The sequence below is a fragment of the Tepidiforma bonchosmolovskayae genome (genome assembly GCF_008838325.1).
Classification (GTDB): Bacteria; Chloroflexota; Dehalococcoidia; order Tepidiformales; family Tepidiformaceae; genus Tepidiforma; species Tepidiforma bonchosmolovskayae.
On sequence record NZ_CP042829.1, the window covers coordinates 41,815 to 59,294 of the forward strand.

General features: G+C 67.8%; 17 protein-coding genes. 11 read left to right on the top strand and 6 right to left on the bottom strand.

The window, feature by feature from the left end:
• The first annotated feature begins 14 nt into the window (after positions 1–14).
• Together Tbon_RS00240 and Tbon_RS00245 are read left to right on the top strand one after the other, a co-directional pair.
• Complete coding sequence (locus tag Tbon_RS00240) at positions 15–1,100, top strand: protein-glutamate methylesterase/protein-glutamine glutaminase (protein WP_225734652.1); 1,086 nt, start codon at positions 15–17, stop codon at positions 1,098–1,100.
• Positions 1,097–1,894 carry a CheR family methyltransferase gene (locus tag Tbon_RS00245; protein WP_158065753.1) on the top strand — a complete coding sequence of 266 codons (798 nt, stop codon included), beginning with the start codon at positions 1,097–1,099 and terminating at the stop codon, positions 1,892–1,894. The genes Tbon_RS00240 and Tbon_RS00245 overlap by 4 nt, the downstream gene beginning before the upstream one ends.
• Here Tbon_RS00245 and Tbon_RS00250 read toward each other — a convergent pair.
• Positions 1,854–2,840 carry a phosphatase PAP2 family protein gene (locus Tbon_RS00250; RefSeq protein WP_158065754.1) on the bottom strand — a complete coding sequence of 329 codons (987 nt, stop codon included), beginning with the start codon at positions 2,838–2,840 and terminating at the stop codon, positions 1,854–1,856. The genes Tbon_RS00245 and Tbon_RS00250 overlap by 41 nt on opposite strands.
• 71 nt (positions 2,841–2,911) lie before the next feature.
• On the opposite strand from Tbon_RS00250, the gene Tbon_RS00255 reads away from it, so the two are divergent.
• On the top strand, positions 2,912–3,925 hold the full coding sequence (locus tag Tbon_RS00255; RefSeq protein ID WP_158065755.1) for a lysylphosphatidylglycerol synthase transmembrane domain-containing protein: 1,014 nt from the start codon (positions 2,912–2,914) through the stop codon (positions 3,923–3,925).
• A gap of 3 nt (positions 3,926–3,928) precedes the next feature.
• Here the strand turns inward: Tbon_RS00255 and Tbon_RS00260 are convergent, their stop codons facing one another.
• Positions 3,929–5,398, bottom strand: a complete 1,470-nt coding sequence (locus Tbon_RS00260) for an acetyl-CoA hydrolase/transferase family protein (RefSeq protein WP_158065756.1) — start codon at positions 5,396–5,398, stop codon at positions 3,929–3,931.
• A 154-nt stretch (positions 5,399–5,552) separates the two neighbouring features.
• Here Tbon_RS00260 and Tbon_RS00265 point away from each other — a divergent pair, with 154 nt between their 5' ends.
• The 6 genes from Tbon_RS00265 (at position 5,553) to Tbon_RS00290 (ending at position 13,017) form a co-directional block, all read left to right on the top strand.
• Complete coding sequence (locus Tbon_RS00265; protein ID WP_158065757.1) at positions 5,553–6,758, top strand: CaiB/BaiF CoA transferase family protein; 1,206 nt, start codon at positions 5,553–5,555, stop codon at positions 6,756–6,758.
• Positions 6,755–8,080: a CaiB/BaiF CoA transferase family protein gene (locus tag Tbon_RS00270; protein ID WP_158065758.1), complete on the top strand. Its 1,326-nt coding sequence runs from the start codon at positions 6,755–6,757 to the stop codon at positions 8,078–8,080. The genes Tbon_RS00265 and Tbon_RS00270 overlap by 4 nt, the downstream gene beginning before the upstream one ends.
• Before the next feature lie 76 nt (positions 8,081–8,156).
• Positions 8,157–10,121, top strand: coding sequence for an acetate--CoA ligase (gene acs, locus Tbon_RS00275; RefSeq protein ID WP_158065759.1), 1,965 nt, complete (start codon positions 8,157–8,159; stop codon positions 10,119–10,121).
• Positions 10,122–10,242: 121 nt separating this feature from the next.
• Entirely contained in the window at positions 10,243–11,352 is a 1,110-nt protein-coding gene (locus tag Tbon_RS00280; RefSeq protein WP_158065760.1) for an acyl-CoA dehydrogenase family protein, read from the top strand.
• Positions 11,353–11,540: 188 nt separating this feature from the next.
• Positions 11,541–12,023, top strand: coding sequence for a hypothetical protein (locus tag Tbon_RS00285; RefSeq protein ID WP_158065761.1), 483 nt, complete (start codon positions 11,541–11,543; stop codon positions 12,021–12,023).
• Between the two features lie 118 nt (positions 12,024–12,141).
• Positions 12,142–13,017: a matrixin family metalloprotease gene (locus tag Tbon_RS00290; protein WP_158065762.1), complete on the top strand. Its 876-nt coding sequence runs from the start codon at positions 12,142–12,144 to the stop codon at positions 13,015–13,017.
• 14 nt (positions 13,018–13,031) lie between these two features.
• Here Tbon_RS00290 and Tbon_RS13640 read toward each other — a convergent pair whose 3' ends face one another.
• Genes Tbon_RS13640 through Tbon_RS00305 form a run of 3 tightly spaced genes read right to left on the bottom strand, consistent with a single transcriptional unit; the run spans position 13,032 to position 15,095 of the window.
• Positions 13,032–13,361: an FmdB family zinc ribbon protein gene (locus tag Tbon_RS13640; RefSeq protein ID WP_192498022.1), complete on the bottom strand. Its 330-nt coding sequence runs from the start codon at positions 13,359–13,361 to the stop codon at positions 13,032–13,034.
• A 31-nt stretch (positions 13,362–13,392) separates the two neighbouring features.
• On the bottom strand, positions 13,393–14,037 hold the full coding sequence (locus Tbon_RS00300) for a DUF402 domain-containing protein (protein ID WP_158065764.1): 645 nt from the start codon (positions 14,035–14,037) through the stop codon (positions 13,393–13,395).
• 41 nt (positions 14,038–14,078) lie between these two features.
• Positions 14,079–15,095, bottom strand: a complete 1,017-nt coding sequence (locus Tbon_RS00305) for a murein hydrolase activator EnvC family protein (RefSeq protein ID WP_158065765.1) — start codon at positions 15,093–15,095, stop codon at positions 14,079–14,081.
• A gap of 221 nt (positions 15,096–15,316) precedes the next feature.
• Between Tbon_RS00305 and Tbon_RS00310 the strand changes: the two genes are divergently transcribed.
• Positions 15,317–16,510, top strand: a complete 1,194-nt coding sequence (locus tag Tbon_RS00310) for an LLM class flavin-dependent oxidoreductase (protein WP_158065766.1) — start codon at positions 15,317–15,319, stop codon at positions 16,508–16,510.
• A gap of 55 nt (positions 16,511–16,565) precedes the next feature.
• Positions 16,566–17,315 (top strand): TIGR01906 family membrane protein, encoded by a 750-nt coding sequence (locus Tbon_RS00315; RefSeq protein ID WP_158065767.1) that lies wholly within the window; start codon positions 16,566–16,568, stop codon positions 17,313–17,315.
• Here the strand turns inward: Tbon_RS00315 and Tbon_RS00320 are convergent.
• Positions 17,259–17,477: an FmdB family zinc ribbon protein gene (locus Tbon_RS00320; RefSeq protein ID WP_158065768.1), complete on the bottom strand. Its 219-nt coding sequence runs from the start codon at positions 17,475–17,477 to the stop codon at positions 17,259–17,261. The two genes, Tbon_RS00315 and Tbon_RS00320, sit on opposite strands and share 57 nt — an antisense overlap.
• Positions 17,478–17,480 lie beyond the last annotated feature (3 nt).

Consider the following 17,480-nt stretch of genomic DNA (forward strand, 5'->3'; position numbering starts at 1 on the left):
GGGGAGGACCGGCTGTGGCATTTCCCGCTCCATCCCCTGCGCGGCCCATCCGCGTCCTTATCGTGGACGACTCGGCGTTCATGCGCCGGGCCATCGAACGGCTGCTCACCGCGCATCCCGGCGTCCAGGTCGTGGGGCAGGCCACGGACGGCCTGGATGCCGTGAAGAAGGCCCTGGAGCTCCGGCCCGACGTCATCACCATGGACGTCGAGATGCCGCGGATGGATGGCGTGTCGGCGGTCCGCGAGATCATGCAGGCCGTCCCGACGCCCATCGTCATGGTCTCCACGCTGACCCACGAAGGAACCGAGACTGCTATCCGCGCGCTCGAAGCCGGCGCCGTCGAGTGCGTCGGCAAGCCGTCCGGCCTGAGCGCCGACCTCGTGAACGTCGGGGAGAAGCTGTTCGAGGCCGTCGAGCGGGCGAGCCATGCGCGTCTCCTCCGGCGCCGGGTCGCGCCGCCGGCCCCCACCCCGGCGCCGCTGCGTCCGCCGACCCGGCTCCCGGCGGCAGCAGGGCAGGCGCCTGCGAAGTACGCCGTCGTCATTGGATCGTCGACCGGGGGCCCGCCGGCGCTCACCCAGGTCATCCCGAATCTGCCGGCCGGCCTCAACGCCGCAGTCATCGTGGTGCAGCACATGCCGCCCGGCTTTACCGCCGCGCTCGCGCGGCGGCTGGACGGGATGTCGCCGCTGCCCGTCGCTGAGGCGCAGGAGGGCGACCTGCTCGTCCCCGGCAGAGTGTTCGTCGCGCCGGGCGACTACCACCTCCTGGTCGGCCGCGACCGCCGTGTCCGGCTCGACCGGGGCCCGACCGTCCACGGGGTGCGGCCGAGCGTCGATGTCACGCTCTTCTCTGTGGCGGAGGTCTTCGGCGGCGCGGTGAGCGTGGCCATCCTCACCGGGATGGGCAGGGACGGCGCCGACGGTGCAGCGCGGGTGGAGGCGGCCGGCGGGCACGTCTTCGCCCAGGATGAGGCGACCAGCGTGGTCTACGGCATGCCCCGCGTGGCGTTCGAACGGACCCGCCACGCACGCCAGCTGCCGATCGACCGCATCGCGCAGGCGCTGGCGGCCAGCGTCCCCGGGAGGCAGGCATGACGCACGACCCCGAACACGACCCCCAGTGGCTCTCCTTCCGACGGGCGCTCGAGGCAGCCATCGGCGTCCCCCTGGGACAGTACAAGGAGCCCCAGATGAAGCGGCGGCTGGCCTCGCTCATGACCCGGCGCGGCATCGCGTCGTGGAGCGCGTTCACGCGCGCCATTGCGTCCGACCCGAAGCTGCTCGACGAAGTCCGGGACACGCTCACTATCAACGTCAGCGAGTTCTTCCGCCAGCCCGAACGGTTCCGCGAGCTCGAGACGAAATGGTTCCCCCAGCTCCTCCGCGAACGGCGCACCCTCAAGATCTGGAGCGCAGGGTGCTCGATCGGCTGCGAACCGTATACGGTTGCGATGATCCTTGACCGGATCGACCCCACCGGGCGGCACAGCATCCTCGCGACCGACGTCGACATGCCCATTCTTTCCCGCGCAAAGGACGGCTCCGGCTACCTCCCATCGGAGGTGCGTTCGGTGCCCCCCGAATACCTCAAGAAGTACTTCATCCAGGAGGACGGCACCTACCGGGTGGTGGACGCCATCCGGAGAAAGGTGACCTTCCGTCGCCATGACCTGCTGAAAGACCCGTACCCGTCCGACCTCGACCTCATCCTCTGCCGGAACGTGGTCATCTATTTCACCGACGAGGCAAAGCAGCACATCTATGCGGGGTTCAGCAGGGCGCTGCGGCCGGGCGGGGTGCTGTTTGTCGGCGGGAGCGAGATGATTATGCGGTCAGGCGATATCGGGCTCAGGACTGCAGGCGTGAACCTGTATCAGCGGGCTGCATAGCCGGCTCCGAGAGTTCTGGCGCAAGCCGGTCCGCAACAAGCCAGGCTCCAGACGCGCAGGCGATCCCGGCCAGCAGGTCGGCCACATAGTGCTCGCCGAGGTAGACCAGCGAGACCGCCATCACACCGCAGTAGGCGAGGAGCACCGGTGCGAGGCGCGGCAGATGGCGGCGGCCCCAGAGGTACATGGCAAAGGTCACGGCCATGTGGATCGACGGCATGGCGGCCACCGAGTTCGGTTCGCCAAGGGCTGCGTAGAGCGAGGAGTAGGCGCTTCCGTGAATCGAACCCCCGACGTAGTCCATAATCCGCCGGACGCCGGCCAGCTGGCCGATTTCGCCGGCGAACCACGGGGGCGCCGTCGGCACGAGGAAGAAGAGCGCGAGCCCGAGCCACATGGTGCCAACCATGAGCACCGCGAAGCGCGGGAACTGCCGCCGCTGGAGGAGGAAGACGCCGACGGCGAGGGCATGGGGCGCGATAAAGAATGACCAGTGTGTTGCGACGGCGAGGTAATCGAGCAGCCCGATATCGCGCGGGTCGAAGAAGCGGCGCTGCAGCCAGAGCGTCGGGTCCGTGCCGAAGAACAGCCAGCGGTCGAACGAAATGGGATACGTGATGCGGATCGGTGCCCCCGCCTCATCTGCGTAGGCACGGAGCAGGGTGTACACAAAGATGCCGGCCACGTAGACGAACCACCAGCGCCGAATCCGCCGCTGCCGGGCTTCAGGCACCCAGAGGGCCAACGCAAGGCCCATGAGCAAAAAGCCGAACCAGGTATGGTCCTGCCAGGTTCGCGTGGCCACGGTCCCGGTCATCGCCAGCAGCACCGCAGCCTGCGCGGCGAGCAGAACCCGGCCCGACCGGGTTGCGGGCGGCTCGGGAAGCGGCGGGAGCTTCAGACGGCCCCAGCGGGGTGTCCCGCGCGATTCGGCGACGACCGACACGCCTACCAGCGTAGCCCCCGGTTTCCCCGTGCGGAAGGGTTGTGGCACCCTGTAGGTGAAGGGACAGGGCAGTGATCCGTTCGCTCGCCAGCTCAGCGCCCGGCTTCGCCATCACCGCAGTTTCGGTGGTGCTGCTGTGGCAGGTCATCCCCTGGACGCCGACCCTCACCTCGCTCAGGACCGCTGACCCGCTGCTCGTCGCAATGGCCATTCTCTGCCTTGTTGCATCGCTCGTCGCAAAGACGGTGCGATGGCGCCTCCTCCTGCCCGAAACGTCGCCGGTGACGACGAGGCGCCTGTACCGCATCCTCCACATCAGCTTCCTGCTGAATAACGTGCTGCCGGCGCGGCTGGGCGACGTTGCACGCGTCGCCATGACCTCGCGTCAGCCCGGGGTCCGGCTTGGGCACGTCCTCTCGTCGATGCTCACGGAGCGCGTGACCGACACAATCACGCTCATGCTGTGCTTCCTCGCAGTCAGTCCATTTCTCCCCGTCCCGGCCCGGTACGAGGGTCTCAAGACCGCGGCGTGGGTCGTCATTGCGGGGCTTGCGGTTTCCATCGCAGTCGCGGGGGTTTTCCGTGCCCGTCTCAACGCGGTGGCGCATTCCGAACGGCTGCGGCGGCGCCTCCCGGCCAACCGGCGCATCCGCGCCGAGGCGGCCTCGTTCGCCGATGGCCTCGGACGGCTTTTCGCGCGCGACCGTGTCGTCCACATCTGGGGCTGGTCGTGGACCGCCTGGGTTGGGGCGTTCGCCATCAACTACCTGTTGATGCGTGCACTCAACATCGATGCACCGTTCGCCGTCGCGGTCCTCCTGACCTGCACGACCAACCTGGCAATGCTGCTGCCGAGTTCGCCGGGCGCGGTCGGGGTCTTCCACGTCGCGGCCACGGCCTCGCTGCTCCCGTTCGGCGTTCCCGAAACCAGGGCGCTCAGCTTCGCCATCCTCGCCCACCTGGTCAATGTGGTGCCCGTCAGCCTGATCGGCGCAGCGCTGCTCCTCGCAGGGCACGAGCGGCTGTCGCCGTGGGCGCTGCGCCGCGAGGCCGAGCTCGCGACGCAGCGGGCAAGCGACGGCTGACGCTTACCCCCAGAGCTCCTGGGCTTCCCTTCGGAGCTCCGCCCGGAAATCCGGGTGGGCGATCGAAATCAGCTCCTCGGCACGCTGCCGGTGGTTCTTATCCAGCAGGCGAGCCACCCCGTACTCCGTGATGATGGTGTCCGCGAGATACCGGGGGATGGTCACGAGCGTCCCGGCCTCGTGCTTCGCGACAACCTTCGAGATGGTCCCGTCCATCGCGGTCGAGCGCATGACGGTGATGGCGCGGCCGTTCTTGCACATGGCGGCGGCCATGTGCGTATCGGGCTGGCCGCCCGTGCCGTTCACCATGTGCCCGCCGAACCGGTCCTCGCTCGCGATCTGGCCGAGCAGGTCGACCGCAATGGCGCTGTTGATGGAGGTCATCTGGTGGTTCTGCGACATGAACGCAGGATTGAGGATGATGTCGTGCTGGTGCAGCTCGAAGGCCGGGTTCCCCGCGATGATCTTGAGGTCCTCGCCGTCGCAGCCGGTCCAGGCCACCGCCACGGACTTCCCCGGGAAGAGCGTCTTCTTCGAGCCGTCGACGATGCCCCGCGCCCAGAGCTTTGCGAGCCCCGGCGAGCCGAGTTCGGTGTGGATGCCAAGGTGCTTCGCATCGTCGAAGGCGCCCGCCAGGAACATCAGCTGGCTCGGCTGGCCGACCCCGACCTGGATGGTGTCGCCGTCGCGGATGATCTGCCGCAAGTTGTCGGCGATGGCCTGGGCCGCCGGGTCAACCTCCGCGATGCCGAGCGCGGCCCCGAGGAGCGACGGCGGGAATGTGTGGAACGTGTGCTCCACCAGCGCGAGCTGGTCGGGCGTGGCCCGCTTCATGATGTCGAGCAGCGCCTGCCGGTCCTCCTCCTTCGCGAGGGTGCGGACGCGCTCCTCCATCGCCGGGATATCGACCGGCTTCATCACCCCCTCGACGAACGTCTCAATCTCGGACACGTGCATCCAGACGTCGCCGTACACCGGCGTAATGTTCGGGTCGACGATGGCGATGGTGTGCTTGCAGCGCTTCGCATAGCTCTTGCGCTGCCACATGTGCGGCCCGAAGTGGACGTAGCCGTGCTCGTTCGGGGGGCTGCACGGGGTGAGGAAGACGTCCGGAATGCGGGCCTCAGGCCGGCCGTTGTCGAAGGCCTTCATGCCGAGCATGAAGGTGTTCGGCAGGTAGGTGGCGATCTTCGCATCGTGGGCCGGCCGCATGGCATCGCCGATGAAGAGCTCGATCTCGCGCTCACCCTTGAAGAGCTCCGGGTTGAAGAGGTCCGGGTAGTTGGGCGCAAGGGTGCGGATGTTGACGTTGCCGAGCTGCCTGGCGCGCTCGATGAACGCCTGCACCAGCGGGCCAGGGCACAGGATGGTGATGCCGACGAGGTCGCCTTCCTTGATGACCTGCATTGCCTCGTCGAGAGACTTCTGCCGCGACTTGTACTCGTCGCGCCAGTTCTGGTAGCGGACAGCCATAGGGCGCTCCTCCGTGAAATGTGCGGGCGGAAGGACCGCCCGGGCTGACGGGGGATTCTACCTGCCCGCATCGCAAGAGGCAGTTCACCCGGCCCTGTCACTCTGGTAGATTCCGCGTGCCGCCGGGCAGGCGGCAGAGCAGGAGGTGAAGCCGATGCAGGCGCTGGATGACGTGCGCGTCCTCGACCTGACGCACCATATCGCCGGCCCCTACGCGACGCGGCTGCTGGCCGACCTCGGCGCCGACGTCATCAAGGTCGAAAAGCCGGGAGGCGACGTCGCCCGCATGCTGCCGCCGTTCAAAGGAGGCGAGCCCCATCCGGAGCGGAGCGGACTCTTCTTTTACTTAAATTGCAACAAACGGTCCGTAGTCCTCGATCTCCGTGAGCCGGCCGGCAAGGCAGCCCTCGAAGCGCTCGCAAAGCGTTCGCACATCGTGGTCGAGAGCTTCGCCCCTGGCACGCTCGACCGGCTCGGGGTCGGCCTCGACTTCGTCCGCCGGATTAACCCCTCGCTCCCGGTGGTGTCCATCTCGAACTTCGGCCAGACGGGCCCCTACCGGGATTACCGCCTGAGCGAGCTCACCCTGTACGGTTTCGCCGGCGAGATGTACTCCATGGGCCTGACCGAGCGGGAACCGGTCAAGATGGCGGGCACCGCTGCGCTGTTCGAATCGGGCGCGGCGGCGTCCGTTGCGATTATGGCCGCACTCTGGGCAGCGAAGCGGTTCGGCATCGGCCAGCACGTCGACATCTCGCTCGCCGAAACCCATTTCGGGGGAGTCGACCGGCGCCACGCGACCGCCATCGCCTACCAGTTCAGCGGACGAAAGACGATCCGGGCGGCCGGCGGCGGGGCCGGCATGCCCCAGGGCATCTACCCGTGTGCCGACGGCTATGTGGAGTTCACCAACGCATCGCTCCGGCCGGACCGGGTCGATGATATGCTCGGTCACCCCGACTGGAACCAGCAGCCGCAGTTCCAGGACCCGGTCAAGCGGCTGGACCCCTACGTTATCGAGGAGTGGAACACTTACTTCCTCACCTGGTGCCTGGAGCGCACCAAGCGCGAGATCTGGGCCGAGGCACGGAGGGCGAAGGTTCTCTGCGGACCGCTCTTCAGTATGGAGGACCTCTTCGAGGACGAGCATTTCCGTGGGCGCGGTTTCTGGGCACGCGCGACCCACCCGGAACTCGGCGACGTCGAGTTCCCCGGCCGCCCGTTCATCATGGGGAAGGGCGGCTGGGAGCTCCGCAGGCCCGCGCCGCTGCTGGGCCAGCACACCGAAGAGGTCCTCCGGGAAGCTGGAGTGGATGACACGACCATTGCGCAGGTTTGTGCTGCGGGAGGTGCACGATGAGTCCGAAGCCGCTGGAGGGCATCCGGGTCATTGACCTGTGCGTGGTGTGGGCCGGCCCATTCGCGACGATGCTGCTCGGCGACCTCGGCGCAGAGGTGATTAAGCCCGAGAACCCGTTCGTATTCCAGCCGATGACCCGTGGAGCGATGGCCCGGCCGCCGCAGATCCTGCTTGAGCGGTCGATCGCCTGGAGCGGCGGCCTCCCCCGCAACGAGGTGGGACCGCGGCCGTGGAACTATAACCCGACGTTCGTCAGCCTCTACCGGAACAAGAAGAGTTTCACCGTCGACCTGCGGCGGCCCGAGGGAAAGGACATCCTCCGCCGGCTGGTGGCCATTTCCGACGTCGTGTACGAGAACAATGCCGTCGGGACGCTGGAGAAACTCGGCATCACGGAGGAGTGGCTCCGGGATGCGAACCCGCGACTCATCATCGTGCGGGTGCCGGCCTACGGGCTCACCGGTCCGTACAGGGAGGCGCGTGCTCTCGGCGTCCACCTGGAGGCGGTGATGGGGCACACCCTCCTGCGCGGGTATGACGACGCCGACCCCTCGGCGAACACGGCGATCTACTCCGGCGACTACATGGCTGGCGCACAGGGGGCGTTCGCGGTGATGGCAGCCCTCTGGTACCGCGACCGGACGGGCGAGGGTCAAACGATCGAAATCGCCCAGGCCGAGAACGCCGCCGCGATGTTCACCCATGCCATCATGGACTACTCGATGAACCGGAACGTGCAGTCGGCCATCGGCAACCGCGATGTGCACGGCCGGTATCCCTGCGGTGTCTACCCTGCCAAGTCCCCCGGCGACGCCACCACGATGGACGACCACTGGATTGCCATCCATATCGAGAACGACGCCCAGTGGCAGCAGCTTGTCGAGGCCATGGGGTCACCGGCGTGGGCGCTCGACCCGCGCTTTGCGACGAACGAGGGGCGGGCCGCGCACTTCCGCGAGATCGATGCCGGCATCGCCGAGTGGACCCGCGAACGGGACGACTACGAGATGATGCACCTGCTCCAGGCTCGCGGGATCGCCGCGACGCCGGTGCTCGAAGCGTCGCGGATGTTCGACGACCCCCATCTGCGGGCGCGCGACTTCTTCAAGAAGCAGACCGTCCGCGACGCCGGGACGCACGAGTACGTCGGTCCGCTTTGGAAGTTCGAGAAGACGCCGGTGGAGTTCTATCAGCCGCCGGTCTGCTTCGGCGAACACAACGAGTATGTCTATCGCGAGCTGCTGAAGGTGAGCGATTCCGAATACGAGGCGCTCAAAGCGGGCGGCCACATCGCCGAGGAGTACGACCCGAGCGTGCCCTGACGCCGCCGCCGCACCGCCGTTCAGTAGAATGCACCGCTAACACCCCACCCCTGCACGCAGCACCAGGAGGATACCCATGGCCGACGTTGGACTCCCCGTCGACGAGGTGTACGAGCCGCCGGCCCGCGTCCGCGAAGGAGCGCTGGTGGCCGACATGGAGACCTACCGCGAGATGTACCGCCGCAGCGTCGAGGACCGGGACGCGTTTTGGCGGGAGATGGCCGAGCGCTTCCTCACGTTCTCCAAGCCGTTCGACCGTGTCGTGGAGGAGGACCTCTACACGGGGAAAATCGCCTGGTTCATCGGCGGCAAGCTGAATGCCTCGGTGCAGTGCCTCGACCGGCACCTTGCTGCCCGCGGCGACAAGACCGCCATCCTCTGGGAGGGCGACGAACCGGGAACGAACCGACGGGTGACCTACCGCGAACTGTCGGAGATGGTGAACCGGCTGGCCAATGCCCTCCGCCGCAGGGGCGTCCGCAAGGGTGACCGGGTCGCCATCTACATGGGCATGGTTCCCGAGCTTGCGGCGGCGATGCTCGCGTGCGCCCGGATCGGCGCCATCCACTCCGTCATCTTTGGAGGGTTCTCCCCTCGATCGATCCGCGACCGCATCGACGACTCGACCTGCAAGGCAGTCATTACGCAGGACGAAGGCCGGCGTGGCGGGCGTGCCGTGCCCCTCAAGGCGAACGTCGACGAGGCGCTCGCCGAGCCCGGCCACTCGGTCGAGTTCTGCATCGTGTACCGGCACACGGGAACGCCGGTGAACATGGTGGCCGGCCGCGACGAGTGGTGGCATGACGCGGTGGCCAACGAGCCGGCTGAGTGCCCGCCGGAGCAGATGGACAGTGAAGACCCGCTGTTCATCCTCTACACGTCGGGGTCGACCGGGAAGCCAAAAGGCGTCCTCCACACGCACGCCGGCTACCTCCTGCACGTGATGTGCAGCCATAAGTACGTCTTCGATATCCGCGAGGACGACATTTACTGCTGCGCTGCCGACGTCGGCTGGATCACCGGACACAGCTACATCGTCTACGGACCGCTCGGGAACGGGTCCACGACGGTGATGTTTGAATCGATCCCGACCTACCCCGACGCGGGGCGGTACTGGGATATGGTCGACCGCCTCGGCATCACGGTGTTCTACACCGCGCCGACGGCTATCCGCGCCATCGCCCGCGAAGGCAACGAGCATGTCACGAAGTACCGGCGCACCTCCCTCCGCGTTCTCGGAACCGTCGGCGAGCCGATCAACCCCGAGGCGTGGCGCTGGTACTTCAACGTGGTGGGCGAAGGCCGATGCTCCATCGTCGACACCTACTGGCAGACGGAGACGGGCGGCCACATGATTTCCGGGCTCGCCGGGGCGACGCCGATGAAGCCGGGCTCCGGCTCGCTGCCCTTCTTCGGCGTTCAGCCATGTGTGGTCGACGAGGAAGGGCGCGAACTCGAGGGCAACGGAGTGACGGGCCGGCTCTGCATGAAAGCGTCGTGGCCGGGGATGATGCGCACCGTGTACGGCGACCACGACCGGTTCGTCCAAACCTACCTGACAACCTACCCCGGGAAGTACTTCACGGGCGACGGCTGCCACCGCGACAAGGATGGGTATTACTGGATTACGGGGCGCGTCGACGACGTCCTGAACGTCTCGGGGCATCGCCTCGGCACGGCCGAAATCGAGGGCGCCCTCGTCGGTCACCCGGCCGTCGCGGAAGCAGCCGTCGTGGGCTACCCGCACGACATCAAGGGCACCGGCATCTACGCTTACGTCATGCTGAAGGCCGGGTACACGGCTTCGGACGAACTGGCGAAAGAGCTGCGCGACGCCGTCCGCCGGGAGATCAGCGCCATCGCCACTCCCGACAGGATCCAGTTCGTTGAAGGGCTGCCGAAGACACGCTCGGGCAAGATCATGCGCCGCATCCTGCGCAAGATTGCCGAAGGCGAGCCGGAGAACGTCGGCGACGTCACGACGCTTGCGGACCCGGCGGTCGTGCGGGACATCATCGAAGGCGTCGGGCGGGCGAGGTAGGCCGTTCGCGCGGGGCGAACGTTCCTGTTACAATCCGGCCGCAACAAGGACACCGGGCCGAACCGGGTTCGGCGGGCCGCGCGGGGCGCGGTCACGACACATCGAAAGGGACGCAGAACGAATGGACCTTGGCCTCAGCGAAGAACAGGAACTGCTGAAGAACTCCGCCCGTGAGTTCCTCGAGAAGGAGTGCCCCGAAGAGCACGTCCGCGCAATGGAAGAGGACGAGAAGGGGTACAGCCCCGAGCTCTGGAAGAAGATGGCCGACCTCGGCTGGCACGGCCTCATGATTCCGGAGGAGTACGGCGGCGCCGGGTTCTCCTTCCTCGACCTCTGCATCCTGGTCGAAGAGTTTGGGCGGGCGCTCGTCCCCGGGCCGTTCATCCCGAACCAGGTCTGCGCGGCTGAACTGATCCTCGCCGGCACCGACGAGCAGAAGAAGAAGTACCTCCCCAACATCGCGAACGGCACCGCGATTCACACCTACGCGATCACCGAGCCGTCGGGCCGCTGGGACCGCGAAGGCATCGAGATGAAGGCCACGCAGAGCGGAAACGACTACGTGCTCAACGGCACCAAGCTGTTCGTCCCCGATGCGCACGTCGCGGACTACCTGCACGTCGTTGCCTGGAAGCCGGACGGCCGGCTCAGCACGTTCATCGTCCCGCGCACGGCCGAGGGCATCAGCATCACCGTCCTCAAGACCATCGCCAGCGACAAGCAGTGCGAAGTGGTCTTCAAGGATGTGAAGGTGCCGGCAGCCGATGTCATCGACATGGACGACAAGACCGCGTCGCGGCTCCGCAACATGGCGACCTGCCTCGAGTGCGCGTACCTCGTCGGCCTTGCCCAGCGCGACTTCGAAATCTCGGTGAACTACGCCAAGGAGCGCGTCCAGTTCGGCCGCCCGATCGGCTCATTCCAGGCGATCCAGCACAAGGCTGCCGACATGGTCACCGATGTCGACGGCATGCGGTTCATCATGTACAAGGCGGCCTGGGCGACCAGCGAAAACGAGGACTCGCAGGACATGGACACCGCCATGGCCAAGGCCTGGTGCAGCGATGCCAGCCGGCGCGTGGTCGCGCACGGGCAGCAGATCCACGGCGGCATCGGCTTCACCAAGGACTACATCATCCAGCTCTACTTCCGCCGCCAGAAGCGCGCGGAACTCTTCTGGGGCGACGGTGACTACCACCGCGAGCGCGTCGCCCAGATGCTGGAGATTTGAGTCACCGCTTCGGCGCAGCATGCGCGTGCGGGGACCCGTCAACGGGTCCCCGCACTGTTTGTCCGGAATCCGGCGCTCCTGCTGCAATCCGACCTTCAGCCCGCGCAGATACGGCCGAACATTTGCTCGTAGCCACCTGGGGGACCAGCATGGCCCGGGGCATGGCCTCATCGAAAGGAGACACCAGTTTGAAGGACGTTATTCACCTCCGGGCCGGGTTCATCCTCGTGCCCGCCCTCCTCGGGGCACTGCTGCTCGGCGCCTGCGGGGGCGGCGGCAGCGGCGGCACCGGCACCGGCTCCGACGAAAAGTTCGTTGCGGATATCTGCAAGGCCGGCGCACAGTTCCAGGATGACCTTACGAAGCTCTTCGCGAATCTCGCGAACATCCAGAGTGAGGAAGAGGCGGCGAAGAAGATTGCGGAGCCCTTCGAGACCTTCGCGAAGTCGTTTAAGGCCGCCAAACCGCCGGCTGACCTGAAGCAGTGGCATAGCGACTCGAGCAAATCGCTCGACGAAGCCGTCGCAGCGTTGAAGAAGGGCAACACGAATGCTGCCATCTTTCAGCAGGACTCGCCCTTCCCCGAGCCACCGAAGGGCGCCGAGGAGCGGCTGAGCAAGATCGCCGCCAACAACGCGGACTGCCAGAAGTCAGAGCTCTTCACGAACTGAGGCCGACGGCGCAATCCGGGCAATGACGCGGGACCGGCCTGAGCCGGTCCCGCGTCCTTTTCCTCGAGTTGACGCTTCCGGTAGCGCGCCCGGGGCGGGTGGCGCATAGTTCCTGACGATGAGGCTCACGACTCCGCCCCGCGAGACCCCGGCACCTCCCCGGCGGCTGCGCTCAGCGGCGCTCATGGTTGGGCTTGTGGCGGCCTTCACGCTTGCCGTCGTCCTTGCCGCCGGCCAGGTCCGCGAAGGGACGACGGGGGCGGCGCCTGCCGCCGCCGGCCTCTCCACGACGGTGCACGTGCTCACGTGGGCCGGCGACGACGACCTTCCGCAACCTCTGCCGGACAGCTCAGCAGCATTCAGGCTCAACCCGAACCGCTGGGCTGCGTCCGACCTGCCGGTGACGGTGTGGTACAACCCTGCAGGCGCACCGCCCGGCATTGCCGTGGAGGACCTGGTTCGGAACGCGCTCGAGCAGTGGTCGAAGGTCCCCGGGTCTGCATTCGCGTTCGCCTACGCGGGCACAACCGCGGCAGGCCCCGGCGCATGCGATCTCCCAGGCCGCCAGCTCGACGGGCGAAACACGGTCACGTTCGTGACCACGCTCCCAGCGGGAACGCTCGGTATCACCTGCACAGTCTGGTCCGGCGGGTCAAACGGCGACCTCGTCGAATTCGACATCCAGCTCAACGCAAACGTCAACTGGGGGCGGAGCGACAGCCTGGGGCCTGGGCAATTTGACCTCGCGTCGACGATCCTGCACGAGCTGGGACACGGCGCAGGCCTTGGCCACCCCTGCACGGGGAGCAACAGCTGCACCGACGCGGAACGCCAGGCAGTGATGTACCCCTCGCTGAGAGCGCGCGAGCAGCGGAATGTGCTGAAAGAGGACGACAAGGCAGCGATGGCTGCGGCCTACCCCGGTCCGCCGCCCGGCGGGAGTGGAGCAGTCGGACCGTTCCGGGCCGTGCTCCCGGGTGTGGGCCGCGACTGACCGGAACCCTCCGGTCAATCCAGGTCGACGTCGTCCCAGCTGTGCGAATGTGTATGGCCGCCCGGCCCATGGCTGTGGCCATGGCTGTGCCCGTGCGAGTGGCTGTGGCCGCCCCACTCGTGGGTGTGCCCTTCGGCGCCCTCGCCGTTCCCGCCGTCTTCCCATGGGGCCGGGCCATCCTCGACGCCCGGCTGTGCAAGGCCTACGAGGACGAAACGCCCGAACGCCTTCTCCGCCTGCTTACCGCACTTCGGGCAGGGGATGAACTGGAGAACGTCAGACATCGGCATCCGCTTTTCGGTCCGGGTGCCGCAGGAGGCGCAGACGTATTCGTAGAGTGCCATGGCCCGATCCTCCGCGCCGGCAGCGGGTCCGTCAACGGGCAAGGTCCGGCCGGTAGGCCCACCGCCGGAGGTCCCATGGCACCGGCGGCACGGTATCCCACCCGGCGGGAAGTGCGGGAACAGTCCACTCCGCGGGCGGCTGCCAGTCGACCCAGCTGCCGTCGAACGGGGCTGCCCGCTGCTCAATCGCCGCGAGGACCCCGCCCGCCTCGGCGCGAACCGCCCGGGCAAAGTCGGGCGCAAAGACACCCGATGCGGCGAGCGCCTCGAACTCATCGAGGTCCTTCCACTCCCAGCGGAAATCCGGCCAGACCACGATGTCGAGCGCGTGGTCATTGGTGTCGAACCCGATCTGCGTCCGACGGAACGGCTCTTCGAAGTTGACGTAGTACATCCGAAACCGGCGGCCGGGGCCTTCCCAGGAGCACCAGACGGAGTGGGCAGCCCCGGGGAACATCAGCCGGACCGTTTCTCTGCGCCAGTGCGCGGGGACGAGCCGGCGCGGCTCGCCAGGGGGCCGGTGCCAGGCGCGGTACTCGGCGCCCTCGGGAATCCAGAGGGCGACCAGGCTGTCGCCGTCAGCCACAACCCGTGCGGGCCAGGTCATGCCCACGGTGCTGTCGGCACGGGTGATATACCGGAGTGCGACGATGGCGCCCGGCTCGAAGCGGTTCACGTGCAGGGATCGTGCCAGCTCCGGGCCGCAGCGAACAGGGCTCAGTAGGCCCGCGGCAGGGGCGTCGGCGTGGCCTTTGGCGGCACCGGGGTCCGCGTAGGCGTGGGCGTCCGGGTCGGGGTCGGGGTGATCGTGGGCGTCGGCGTTGGCGGCTCCGGCGTTGGGGTTGCCGTCGGCGGACCGGGCTCCGTGGCCGGTGGCGCAGGCGAACCGCCGTCGTCCGTGGCGCCGCCCGGGCCGCCCGCACCGCTCCGCGGAGTGCTCGTGGCCGTCGGCTCCGGGGTCGGGGTTTCGCCGGGCTTCGGCGTGGGGGTCGGCGTCGGTGTCCACGGGATGACCTCCCGGCCGGGGACCTGCACGAAGTCAGCCGGGTCGACGGGATGGCCCTGGTAGCGGATTTCGAAGTGGAGGAATCCGCCCGGCTCGCCGATGCCGATGACGGTCGACTTGCTCACCAGGTTCCCCTTCGCCACCCGCAGGCCCTGCAGCCATCCATAGACTGTTGTGAACCCGCCGCCGCAATCGACCACGACGTGGGTCCCGTACCGCTCATCGCTCCCTGTAACGACCACCTCGCCATCGCACGCCGACTGGACCGTGATGTTCTTCAGGCCGACGAGGGAAAAGTCGACGCCGGCGTGGCGGAGGCCGTTGCCCCGGTCGGTGCCAAAGTAGTCCTCCACGCCCGCGTGGGCGGTCAGCGGAAGCGCGAACCGCTTCCCGCCGGCGATCAGGTACTCCCGGATGTCGGGCTTCGGCGGGTTGGCGGCGGGCCGGTAGGTGCCTTCTTCCATGCCGCCGACGCGCGACGACGGGTGGCGGGTCGGCGCCGGGGTGTTGGTTGGACTGGACCCGGCGGACGGGCTGCCGCCGGCGGTCGGGCTCCCTCCGCCCGGGGCCGCGGCGGGCGGGGCATCGTCACCGCCGGTGAGCTGCATGCCAAAGAACGCGAAAAGCGCGAGCACTGGGACAGCCGCGAGGAGGTAGAAGGGCGCGAGCCGCCGCTCGTTGCGGCGGGAGCGGTAGTCGCTGCCGTAAAACCCGCGCCCTGGTGGCATGGCACGCCTCGCTGCAGCGGGCGCTCTCCGGACCGGGGCCGGGGCGTCCCGCGAAATTCTTTCACTTCAGGTATCGGCCGGCAGACTGGCCGTCGACAGTGCGGCGCGGACTCGCCGGCGAAGCCGCGCGATGCGCCTCGCGCGCATTCCGGTGCAGGTTCGGGTACTATTTCGGCCGACGCTAAAGACCCCGGCGCCGCCGGGGAGGGAGAGACAGCACCATGACCTACCGCCCCGCGCGCATGCGCTTTGGCATCTTCCTGGCCCCGTTTCACCGGCTGGGCGAAAACCCGACCGTCGCGCTCCAGCGCGACCTCGAGCTGATCGACCACCTCGACCGGCTCGACTACGACGAGGCCTGGTTCGGTGAGCACCACAGTGCCGGCTGGGAGCTGATCGCCTCGCCTGAGCTGATGATTGCGGCATCGGCGCAGCGCACGAAGCACATCAAGCTCGGGACCGGCGTGAGCTCCCTGCCGTACCACCACCCCTTCATGCTGGCCGACCGCATGGTCCAGCTCGACCACATGACGCGGGGCCGGGCGATGTTCGGCGTTGGCCCGGGCGCGCTGACCTCCGACGCGTACATGCTCGGCATCGATCCCATGACGCAGCGGGCACGGATGGACGAGGCGCTCGGCGTCATTCTCCGGCTCTTCCGCGGCGAAGTGGTCACGATGGAGACGGAGTGGTTTACGCTCCGCGAGGCCCGGCTGCAGCTGGCGCCGTACACGCACCCGCATATGCCGGTAGCGGTTGCGAGCACGTTCTCGCCCGCGGGCCCGGTAACCGCCGGAAAGCACGGCGTCGGCATCCTCAGCGTGGCGGTGTCCCAGCCGGGCGGCCTCATCTCCCTCTCCAGGACGTGGGAGATGGCCGAAGAGGCGGCGGCGAACGCCGGGAAGACCATCAACCGGGACGACTGGCGGCTCGTGATGCCGATCCACCTCGCCGAGACGCGCGAGCAGGCATTCGCCGACGTCGCCGAAGGCATGATGCGCTGGAACAAGGAGTACTTCGAGAACACCCTCGGGCGGCCGGCCGACCCCTCGAACCCCGGCGACGTCGAATCGACGGTCGCGCGAGGTGGCGCCATCATCGGCACCCCGGACGATGCGATCGAGGCGGTTGAGCGGCTCCTTGAGCTCTCCGGCGGGTTCGGCTGCCTGCTGGGGCTAGCCCACGAATGGACCACCTGGGAGAAGACGCTGCACAGCTACGAACTCTGGGCGCGGTACGTGGCTCCCCGGTTCCAGGGCCAGTACGATCGGATCGCCGCGAGCCAGAAGTTCGTCGCCGACAACCGGGCGACCATCTTCGGGCCGAACGCCGCAGCCATCGGCAAGGCGTTCATCGATGCCGGCGTGCAGCTGCCGGCCGAGATGCTGAACCGGATGCAGCGCGGCAACGTGTAGCAGCGCTGGTTGCCCGCCTGCGGCCCCGCCGACATGATTGGGCGGGGAGAGCTTGATGGTGCACACGTTCCGGCTCCTTGCAGCGGCGGCGTACGCTCTGGCGCTCCCGCTGCTCATCGTGACAGCGCCCGTGCGGTGGCTCGCGAGCGACATCGCCGTCTACGAGCGCGGGTTCCGCACCTACGACGCAGAAACGCGCACCGGACTTCCGCTTGCGGAGCTCGACCGCGCCGGCCGCGACATCATCGACTACTTCGAGAACGACGCGCGCGACTTGCGCATCGTGGTGACGGTCAACGGCGTCGAGGAGCCGCTCTACAACGACCGCGAAACCGCCCACATGCGTGACGTGAAGCGGCTCATGTGGGCGCTCTACCGGGTTAACGAAATCGCGCTCGTGGTGGTGCTGGGGTACATCGCGCTGGCCGTCCTCTGGTCGCGGGAACGGTCGGTCCGCGGACTGGCCACGCTGTCGCTCGCCGGGCTGGCTGCCGGCGGGCTGGTCGTCGGTCTCATCGCAGCGTTCGCGCTCACCGGGTTCGACCAGGCGTGGACAGCGTTCCACGAGGTCGCATTCAGGAACGATCTCTGGCGGCTCGACCCGGATACCGACCGGCTCATCCAGATGTTCCCGGAACCGTTCTGGCAGGACGTCACGTACCTCGCGGGCGGCATCATGGCCGCGGAGGCGCTGGCCGTCGCGACGCTGTGCGCCGGCTACCTGCTCAGAACCCGGAGCGAAAGCGGGTCAGTTCGCGGACGCGCAGGCACACCCGCCGCCACCACAGCACCCCGCGGCGGGTGAATCGGCCGTTGCGATGGCGCCGCGCGGTGCGGCGAACATCGAGAGCATCCGCTCCGCGCGATGGCCCCGGGCACAGGTGGCGGGCTCGTTCGCCGCCGACATCGGGCGGCGCTGCTCGAACTTTTCGCGGCAGGTCGGGCAGTAGAACTCGTAGATGGCCATAGG